Genomic DNA, 1,230 nt, shown 5'->3' with positions numbered 1-1,230 from the left:
ACATCGTCCATGCCCAGCAACACCTGGCCATTCAAGTTCACCTGGTCATCGATCGCACTGCTGTAGCGGTAAGACTCGCCCAGGGCGCTGGAGTTGAAGCCGCCGGCGATGTAGGCCGCGCAGTCGGCCGCAATCGCTTGCAGTTTCTTGTCCTGGAGCGCGGCCAACACGGAATCGATGTCATCGATCCATTGGCCATCCTTCCAGATCTGATTCGCCTTGGGTTTCTTCATGGTGTAGCCCGCCGGCACAGGTTCGAAGCCTTCCAACGTGCGCGGTTCACTGGTGGCGATGCTGTACACCACCGCGCCGCCGAAGTAGTCCACCAGTTGCCAGTCTTGGCCATTCCACCAGGCAGCTTTGTGTTCAGGGATCGCCGGCGGCGGGATCTCGATGCACCCGCCGGGGATCATGTAAACGCCGGGTTCCAGCGGCGATTCGTCAGCCTTCACGGCACCAATGAAAATGCCGAGGCGGTCGGTCTGATAGACGAGTTTGTCAGTCATGCTCGATCTCAATACTTGATGCAGAAAAGTAGGGCCATGTTTTTCGGCCGGGTTTCGGTACCGCCGGCGGCGGCTACAGTGATGCCGTGGGTGTGGGCGCCGCCGGCACTGACCCCGACGTTGTGCGCGTGCTGTCCCGCCGCACCGATCCCGACGTTGTGTGCGTGGTTGCCTTGGTAGTCGGTACGCATCGGCTGGTTATCCGCGTTTTTCCCGCCCGGCATTTCAAGATCAACGATGTTGCCGCCGCCAGACGGGTAACCCACTGAAATGCCCTGACCCGTCGCGGCGATCCGCCATCCGTGGTCGTGGTTCCCTTGGGCATCAGTCCAGGCGCTGTGAACGTGGTTACCTTGCGCATCTGTCCAAGCGGTGTGGCCGTGGTCACCGACCGCTGCGGCCGAGGCCGTGTGCCCGTGAGCGTGGATCATCATGTCCTGAAAGGTGCCGAACACCCGCGCAGGATCAAGGCCGCGCCCGTCGTCCAGCCCCCGAAGAAACAAGCCTCGCAGATCCGGCAGACCGAACGTCGTGGAGCCATCACCCTCGCCGAACACGACACCGATGCGCGCAAACAGCCCCGCGAACGCGGTGCGTGACACCACGGCGCCGTTGCACTTGAGCCAGCCCGGCGGCGCAGCGTTCATCGCGAATGCTGAAACCATGCCCGTCAGCGAGTCACCGACCTGTTTTTGCAGCTTGTTCAGGGCAGCGGTCGACGCCA

2 protein-coding genes are annotated in these 1,230 nt (G+C 62.4%); both read right to left on the bottom strand.

The features are described from left to right. Positions 1–506: hypothetical protein (locus AACY11_RS28225; protein ID WP_339496325.1), on the bottom strand; the 506-nt coding region annotated here is incomplete at its 3' end. A gap of 8 nt (positions 507–514) precedes the next feature. Continuing rightward, positions 515–1,230 (bottom strand): phage tail protein (locus AACY11_RS28220; protein ID WP_339496323.1); only part of this gene is annotated, 716 nt, incomplete at its 5' end.

Source organism: Pseudomonas sp. RA_105y_Pfl2_P56 (assembly GCF_963970845.1).
Taxonomy (GTDB): domain Bacteria; phylum Pseudomonadota; class Gammaproteobacteria; order Pseudomonadales; family Pseudomonadaceae; genus Aquipseudomonas; species Aquipseudomonas baetica_A.
The sequence above is the reverse complement of the archived record's forward strand: the minus strand, read 5'-3'. Positions and strand labels throughout refer to the sequence as shown.